A 9246-nucleotide genomic window follows, 5' to 3' on the forward strand; every position below is an offset into this window, starting at 1 on the left:
AACGAGAATGCGACGCGCGGTCATTCAATCCTCTTGTGTTATTTCATAGCAGATTCCGTGTACTGCCATACGTATCTCTTTATCAAGATGCGAATTGCAGGTAATCAACGTTACCATAGGTTTCGAATCGTCTGGCTCTATGCCGGTTTCATACATAGAATTCTCTTTCAATGTTGCTAATTGCTGCTTGTATGCAGGACTCGACAAGTCATATCCATATTCAAACGCCGCACTTTGGGAACCCGCCTGCTCTATGGAAAAAATTTTATACAGAAATTTTCTTTCCGGAGTTTTGATTTCAATTTCCGGACATTTTTCCAAAAATTCCGGCTGTTCATAGCGGTTTAAATTGGCAAACATCATATTGCCCTCTATGTTATGACCATAGAGAATACTGTGAGAACCCATAAAATTCTTTTTGTTATTATGCTCCAGGAAAATACAGCCAAATAAGTCCTCCTCTTTCTTAAAATTATGCTTTAAATAATACTCGTCATCCATCCCCTGGACTACAGGATAAGAAATATCAGCTCCGGGAATGGTAATCCAGGCTGCCACCTCAGAATTGATCTTTCTTAAATTTTCCCAGGAAATCCCGAAGGATTCCCTGATTTCATCTGCACGATCACTGTGTTTTAAATTGTCCGAAGATTTTCGTTTTTTCTTTTTGCGAACATTCTTATTCGTTTCTGTTAAACAATTCTGCTTCGTCTTTTTCTCATTTTGAAAAGGTTTTTTGTCCTTATCCTGATAACCGGCCATACGTGCTATTTCTTCATAGCTCTGTCTGGCCTGAAGGTTTTGTTCATAGCTTTTTATATAGAATCCCCCACAATATACGAGAAGTCCGATTGCCGCTATGATCATACTTATCGCAAACGTTTTAAGCTTTCTCATTTCCGTCCGGTACCTTTAAAATTTTTTTTACCGGAAGTCGTTTTTCTGTAAATCATTACGCCTCCCGCCAGCAAGCCAAGACCAAGAAGTCCGACAAGTGTCATTACCTTAAACGGTCTGGTGTCTCCAGTCTTAGAACTTCCTGCCACAGAACCACCCTGATAACTTCCATATCCGCTGGAATATCCTCCTGAGTTTCCATAACTGCTGTTTCCGGTATTTCCATTGCTACTTCCACTGTTATTACCATTATTATAAGCCGATGACGGTGTCTTTGTCGGAGTCGGAGTCAGCTTCGGACAGGTTCCCGGCGCAGATGGTGTTGGTGTAGCTTTCGGTATGTCTGTTGGTTCTGGCGCTTTTGTTGGTTTTGGCGGTTCAGTCGGTTTTGGTGTCTCAGTCGGTTTCGGCGTTTCAGTCGGTTTCGGTGTCTCAGTCGGCTTTGGTGTTTCAGTCGGTTTCGGTGCTGTTTTTACATATACTTCCTGCTGTGCAGAGGTTTCCGGTGAGATATCGCCTCTTGCCTTCGCTGTATTTACAACTTTTTCAGCCTCTGCACTCTCTGTCTCAAATACAACTTCATAGCAGACTTCAATCTTATCCATATCCGACAATGTCGCACCTGTATTGATTACAAATCCCGTTTCCGTTACCTCTGTCTTAATATCTTTCAGCTCTATGCCGTTTTTCTTTACAAAAATACTGTCTTTTACAATTGCTGTTCCCTTTGTTTCCAGCGCATCTTCAATAACAATATTCTGATCCGTAACATCCTCACGCAGCTGTCTTACTGTCAGCTTATAATATCCTTTTTCACCAGATACATATTCTTTCTTATCTGATTCTTTGACAATCTCCAGAACAGGACTATGTACCTCTGTTTCCGCTTCACCTGTTGCCGGTATTTTTTCATTGCTGTCCGCAACTGCAGTATTATGTACTTTCTGTCCTGCTAATGCGGCATCAATTACTGCTGCCCGATATTCCACAATCATAGTTTTCTGCTGCCGGCAGTCCAGCGGGTTATACATTACCTGCTCAAAAAGTCCGCCTCTGTCATTATCACAAATACTGTATCTCGCATCTTTGATCAATGCTTTTCCCGTTGATAGCAGGAATGTATTATCATCATTGATCTGCACATCTGCATCTGTCACATTTCCATTCTCATCCATCAGAACCACAGAATCCTTTAAAAGGCGGACTCCCTGTGTGTCGATCACATCATGCAACGTAACATTACGCGCTACGCAGCCAGTCTGTTCCTGTGTCAGCGCAATACGGTATGTAATGATATCTCCATATTTATAGAATGGTTTGTCAGTTATTTTCTCTACTTTTAATACAGGTGAATTTACCCAGATCTTTGAAGTATCTTTTACTGTCTGTGCATTATCTGCATATGCCTGTGCTGTGTTTACGATTTCCTGTCCGTTCACACTTTCCTTTGCAGTACAACGGAAATTAACAGTAACAGGTGTCTGGTATGGAAGATCTGAAATTGTCACTATCCAGCCGGTTCCCTGACGTGTAACCTGGCAATTTACAGGTTTTTCCACAGTTTCTTTGTAATTTTCCGGATTAAGTTCATTTCCGGCATCATCAGTTCCTGCTACCGGATTCTGGATAGCTGCCGGTACACCAGTTACCGTAACAGCTCCCTCTTCTTCATCCAGCGCCAGTCCTTCAGGCAGAGAAAGATCACTAATCACAAGATTTCGTGCAATCGATCCTTTCTGAAGATTGTTTACTGTAACCTGATAATTTACCTGTTCTCCAATACGGAATTCATTTTCTGCACGTCCGTCACCAACGGCCAGATACGGATTCTGGAAACTTTTATCAATAGAAAGTACCGCCGTATTTACATATACCTCCGCATCATCCTGTGCTGCCGGTGCATTCTGTGCCTGTACATTTGCAACATTAATACTCTCTGCACCGTTTGCATCTTCAGTAACTGTACAGAGGAAAGAAATCATAACCGGAACATTTGCAGGAAGATCTGAAATATTCATTCTCCATCCGGCTCCTTCCTGAACAAATTCATAGCTGACCGGTTTCTCTGATGTCTCATTATAAAATTCCGGGTTCAGCTGGTTTGGAATATCCGGTGTTCCCGCAACATGCTGTGTAATGCTCTGTGGAATGCCACTGACAGATACATTATCTGCTGATTCCAGTGCAAGTCCTGCCGGCATCTCTGTATCCCAGATAGTCACCTTTCTGGCTACTGTGCCTTCTTTTTTATTTTCGACCACTACATTATACTGTACCAGCTCTCCTACCTGCCATTCATAATGATCTGCATTTTTCTCAATCCAGAATTCTCCGGAATTTACATAAACTTCGGCATCATCTGATTTCTCTTCAGCGTTGGAGGCTTTTGCCGTTGCGGCATTTACACTTTCATGGCCATTAGCATCTTCTTGTGCAACACAATGGAAAATAATCGTAACTGGCTGACTGTATGGCAGATATGAACAATAAAAAGCAAAACCATTTGCATCTGCATCCATACGGGATTCCACAGTTCTTGCTTCATATGCCTGTCCGGTCTTCTTATCCGGTACAGGATAATTTATCTGCTGCTGAACGCCCAGCACTTCCACACTTTGAGCCCCATCAGCAAGAATCAGTCCCTGTGGCAGACCGATATCTGTAATGTTCACATCTTTTGCAATGGTTCCGGCAGTCACATTATTTACCACGATCCGGTAAGCAATCTGCTCTCCCGCCTGCCATTCATACCTGTCTGCTGTTTTATCAATCTCCAGATGCGGACTGTTCATCCATACCTCTGCCATGTCCTTGCGGGATTCCTGTTCTCCGGTTTCAGGATTAAGCAGATTATCTGCTGTCGCAGCAACAATATTTTCCCACTCCTGACCATTGGAATCCTCCAGCGCCTGGCATTTAAAGCGAATGGTAATCATCTCTCCATATCTTAAAGACGGGCATTCTGCTTTCCAGCCATTGTCTCCCTGTCTGGTGAGCGTACAGCTTTCTGCGCCGTCACTTGTCTGCACTGTATACTGTCCTTCCAGGAGCTGCAGACATGCCGGAATTTCATCCGTAATGACTACATTGACCGCGCGTACATCCGGCTTTGTCTGAGAAACTGAAACTTCATAGTCTACGGTGTCTCCTGTCTTCCATTCATATTGGGATGTATTCTTGACTACTTCAAGTTCCGGAGAAATCACACTCTTTACCCACACTGTTTCTGTATCCATGGTATCTCCGCTTCCATTTGTACGTTCATAGCTCATAGAAGCATGATTCGGGATAAGGATCGTATATCCATCCTCTGCAAGGTATTTTGAAATATTTATTTCTGATTCTGGTTTCCGACGTACTTTCAGAGTAAATGTATAATTCTGATTATCTGTAAAAGTCTCCTCCTGAAGACTTTCCGGTTTCGCACTGCAGGTTATCTTCTGTCCCTCAATATTAATATCAAACTGATCCGTTACTACCTGTCCTATATCATTTGTAATGCTCACTTTAGAAGTATCTTCGATAGAAAGGCAATCCTCAAGTACATCCTCCACTACAAATGATTTCAGTTTATTTGGTGTTACTTCTGCCTGAATCATATACTGGAATTCCTGTCCCTGTCTGACAGTAAAAGGCTGATCTTTTGTTGCCACACTCGCCTGTTCCCAACTGCAATTACTCTCTCCGACACGTTTCTCCGGGGCTTTTTTCATCTCAACATTGCCAAAACAATAAGACGTAAAATCGAAATATGCATATGCCTTGCAATATTTCTGTCCTTTAAAGGTCGGACAATAAGTGTTTCCTGACGGATCCAGATATTTATTTCTTATGTTTTCTGCCCATTTCTCCTGAGATCCCGCCTTCTTAATTCCATCTTCTCGGGTCTTATCCCACTTGTCCAGTCTAAGCTGATGACAGAATTCTACTGTAAAATTATCTGTATTGTAAAAAAGATTCAGCCAGCCTCTCGGATCATCCGGTTCTATGGCACCAATCGGAGAGGTTACCGTATTTCCTTCTACTGTCAGATAATCATTCTCTTTCAGAACATACGCACTGTCCAGTCCGCAATCCGCAGGAATTCTTACGCCTTGCCCCGCATCAATATCACGAATCGTACCATGCCCACTGATTGGCAAAGCCTCATCCGTTCCATGCTTAAGAAACTGGAACTTAACTTTCGCATACCCTACAGAATAAATAAATACGCCAATGCTGTTTTTGGAAAATCCGACCAGCGGATAGGATTCATTATCTTTCCACGCAAAAGTAGCCCCTTCTTTATTCTGAACAATCGTTTCCACAGTATTCAGTTCATAACGTCGTTCGGCATTCTCTACTCCCATAAGGATAAGACGGACATCTACAATATTTCCGTTTCCATCTTTACCTACATTGTTATAACGCATTCCCGCACTTCCAGCCTTATAATCCGGATACACTCTGACACACTCCGTATCACGTTCGCTTTTCCCATTGTCCGAAAAAGCCTCTCTGTCCAGGTTATCACACCCAAAGGATTCATACGTGGTAATTCCGGGCTGAAATTTCATATCAAAGCGATAACTATAGTCTACCGTCTTATCATTGTCCCAGGTTTCTATGGACAATGAAGCCGCCTGTGTTACGCAGGCAGGTAAAAGCCCCAGAACTGCCTGTACGATAAAAAGCAATGCAAGCAGCAAAGCTCCCAGGCGTTCTCTCAGTTTTAAATTGTGTTTCATTTTCTGTCTCCTTTCCAAAATAAAAAATGACGCCGGGACAAAATATTTCGCCCCTGATTTGAATGAATGTGGGATTTTTCCCTGCACCTGGCAGGATTAGAGAATAGAAATCAACTACGTGATTTAATAAGTTTTCAGAAATTTTATATGTAATTTTTTCTTTAAAGTCAGTCAGATAAATTATCTTCTTGTTATAGACTCGATTTAAACAATCAGATATTCGCAATTGAAACAGGGGACTTACTTGATTCGGTTAAAACAGGGGATTTCTTTGATTCGATTAAGTATTGGAAATATGAGAGATCAGTACAAGGCATCTTTATCAGAGCCCTGTACCGACTTTTTTTGAAAAATATTGCTGTCTCTGTGATAAGCGACATTTTTACTGGTTATTACGTTTCTTTAACCAGGAAAGAAAATAAAGAATAATTGCCAGAATAATAAAGAATGGAAGAACTGCTCCAATTAACAGCACAAGGAGAATAATAGCAACAGCCGCGGCTACAATAACGATTGCCTTGCCATGCCAGGTAGAAAGATCTAATACCTTCTTCCATTTCTTCTCCGGCTGCGGAGGCGGATCCATTTTACTTCCATAGCTGCTTCCATACGAAGAATATTCTCCATAATCTTCCTGTGCACTTCCATCATCTGTGTCAATCAGTGTTTTGGCTATCAGACGCGGATCTCCCAGTTCTTCAAGAACTTCTCTCTCCGGGCGTCCGCCACGTACCTGAGACTGTATATAATCTTCATAATATCTTACATGTGCCGCAGCCTTGCCTTCCTGCATATTTCCGGCAAACTGTCCTCTGAGGATGTCCAAAAATTCTTTTCTATCCATATCTGCATCTCCGTTTATCAATGATATCGATATGATTGATCACCCACATCAGGTGATACCGTGTATTTATTCTACCATACTTTCAGTGGATGACAACTAATATAATCATAAAATTTTTATGAAATACTTATAAACTCATTGCTCTTCGCAATTGAAGCAGGGGACTTGCTTGATTCTCTTATATTTTTTCACTTCTGAACTCCTGTTTCAAAATCCTTTATTTTTCCCAGATTTAATCTTTTCTTGTCTTTTTTTTAACATTCCAGAGTCACACAGATGAAAATCTCTTTCAGCAATCTGCTTTTCTCTCATTATTTATTATCAAAATTGCACAATTCATATCCAGATTTTCAATTTTTTTTGACGATTCAGAAAAATTTTCTTGACATTTTTTTCTCAAAATGCTATATTGTATTCATCAATTAAAGGAACCTTCGAGTACTGACGGAAAATGTGGAATACAAACCACGGGGAGTCGGAGGTTTGTGAAAGCCGACCGTCTGGGCAGTATTTGAAGATTTCAGATACTGGCCTTTTTTTATCCCGTAAAAACAGCTTAACAGTTGTTTTTACCTGTAAAACAGACAGTCTGTCCGACACTTCCTTTAATGAAATAAGTTACTGGTCAGAACAGTAACATAAGTTTTTCATGTTATGCGGAGACGAAAGGAGAAAAACATTATGGGATTCAAATCAGACATCGAAATTGCACAGGAGTGCGAAATGCTTCCAATCACTCAGATTGCAGAGAAGGCAGGTATTGATGACAAATATCTGGAACAGTACGGAAAATATAAAGCAAAAATTGATTACAATCTTCTGAAAGAAAGCGACAAGAAAGATGGAAAATTAATCCTTGTTACAGCAATCAACCCAACTCCTGCAGGTGAAGGTAAAACTACTACTACTGTAGGTCTTGCAGATGGTATGCAGAGACTCGGCAAGAGCGTTATGGTAGCTCTTCGTGAGCCATCTTTAGGACCGGTATTCGGTGTTAAAGGCGGTGCAGCAGGCGGCGGATACGCACAGGTTGTTCCGATGGAAGACATCAACCTTCACTTCACAGGTGACTTCCATGCAATCGGCGCAGCTAACAACTTACTTGCAGCCATGATCGACAACCATATCTTCCAGGGCAATGCATTAAACATTGACCCACGTAAGATCACATGGAGAAGATGTGTAGATATGAACGACCGTCAGCTTCGTAACGTAGTAGATGGTCTTGGCGGAAAGACAAACGGTATGCCTCGTGAAGATGGATACGACATCACAGTTGCATCTGAAATCATGGCAGTTCTCTGTCTTGCAAGCGACATCAAAGACCTGAAAGAAAGATTATCCAAGATCATCATCGGTTATACATACGGTAAAGTTTCCGAGCAGAAGCCGGTAACAGCCGGTGACCTTCACGCAGAAGGTGCTATGACAGCTCTGTTAAAAGATGCCCTGAAACCAAACCTTGTACAGACTCTGGAACACGTTCCTGCAATCGTACATGGCGGACCATTCGCTAACATCGCTCACGGATGTAACTCCGTAACAGCTACAAAGATGGCTATGAAACTTGCTGATTATGCAATCACAGAAGCTGGTTTCGGTGCTGACCTTGGCGCAGAGAAATTCCTCGATATCAAGTGTCGTATGGCTGGCTTAAAACCAAGCGCAGTTGTAATCGTAGCTACTGTACGTGCCCTGAAATACAACGGCGGCGTTGCAAAAGCTGACCTCAACAACGAGAACCTGGAAGCTCTTGAGAAGGGTATCCCGAACCTGTCTGAAACACGTTTCCAACATCAAGAACGTATACAAACTTCCATGTGTTGTTGCTATCAACGCATTCCCTACAGATACAAAAGCAGAGCTCGACTTCGTAGAAGCTAAATGCAAAGAACTGGGGGTTAACGTTGCTCTTTCTGAAGTATGGGCAAAAGGCGGCGAAGGCGGAATCAAACTTGCAGAAGAAGTTATCCGTCTTGTAGAAGAACCAAACGACTTCTCCTATGCATATGAACTGGAAGGTTCTATCGAAGACAAGCTGAACCAGATCGTTCAGAAAGTTTATGGAGGTAAGAAAGTAGTTCTGACAGCTAACGCTCAGAAACAGGCTAAACAGTTAGAAGCTCTTGGCTTCGGCAACTGCCCGATCTGTGTAGCTAAGACACAGTACAGCTTAACAGATGACCAGACTAAACTGGGTGCTCCTACAGACTTCGAAGTTACAGTACGTAACCTGAAGATTTCCGCTGGTGCAGGATTCATCGTAGCTCTTACAGGTGAGATTATGACAATGCCAGGTCTTCCTAAAGTTCCGGCTGCTGAGAGAATCGACGTAGACGAGACAGGTAAGATTACAGGTCTGTTCTAATCCAGTTGAAATCAAACGGATAAAATCATCCGTATTCAATCGAATAATTCAAAAATATAAAAATCATATTTATATATGATATGTGTCCAGACGATTTTACAGGCGGGAAGATTTTCCCGCCTGTTTTTTTTATTTTTTTATAAGATAATCTTTTCCGGAAATACCAGGTTCCGTCATATGGATCGGATCCAGAATACGATTAAGTTCATCCTCGTCCATAAGCTTTTCTTTCAGAATCAGACTTCTTACAGATTCGCCTGTCTTAATTGCCTTTTTTGCAATATCCGCAGCCTTCTGATACCCAAGATGGGGGCTGATCGCAGTGATAATACCTACACTGTTTTCTACCAGATAACGGCACCTTTCTTCATTTGCTGTAATTCCTACAATACAATTATCTACCAGTGTCT

3 protein-coding genes, 2 pseudogenes and 1 riboswitch are annotated in these 9246 nt (G+C 41.8%); of the genes and pseudogenes, 1 reads left to right on the forward strand and 4 read right to left on the reverse strand.

The window, feature by feature from the left end; genetic code table 11:
- Nucleotides 1-24: 24 nt before the first annotated feature.
- From srtB to AC058W_RS11810, 3 genes are all read right to left on the reverse strand, one after another.
- Nucleotides 25-897 (reverse strand): class B sortase, encoded by an 873-nt coding sequence (gene srtB, locus AC058W_RS11800; protein WP_182364485.1) that lies wholly within the window; start codon nt 895-897, stop codon nt 25-27.
- Nucleotides 894-5624, reverse strand: a complete 4731-nt coding sequence (locus AC058W_RS11805; protein ID WP_479390105.1) for an isopeptide-forming domain-containing fimbrial protein — start codon at nt 5622-5624, stop codon at nt 894-896. The genes srtB and AC058W_RS11805 overlap by 4 nt, the downstream gene beginning before the upstream one ends.
- Nucleotides 5625-6006: 382 nt before the next feature.
- Nucleotides 6007-6468 carry an HAAS signaling domain-containing protein gene (locus AC058W_RS11810; protein ID WP_117676750.1) on the reverse strand — a complete coding sequence of 154 codons (462 nt, stop codon included), beginning with the start codon at nt 6466-6468 and terminating at the stop codon, nt 6007-6009.
- Between the two features lie 427 nt (nt 6469-6895).
- Nucleotides 6896-6981: riboswitch (ZMP/ZTP riboswitch) on the forward strand.
- Nucleotides 6982-7149: 168 nt separating this feature from the next.
- Here AC058W_RS11810 and AC058W_RS11815 point away from each other — a divergent pair.
- Nucleotides 7150-8836, forward strand: a pseudogene (locus AC058W_RS11815) (formate--tetrahydrofolate ligase).
- Nucleotides 8837-8965: 129 nt separating this feature from the next.
- Here AC058W_RS11815 and aspA read toward each other — a convergent pair.
- A pseudogene (aspA, locus tag AC058W_RS11820) lies at nt 8966-9246 on the reverse strand (aspartate ammonia-lyase); the annotation flags it as partial.

It is taken from the genome of Blautia sp. CGZ-1-C1 (assembly GCF_056504575.1).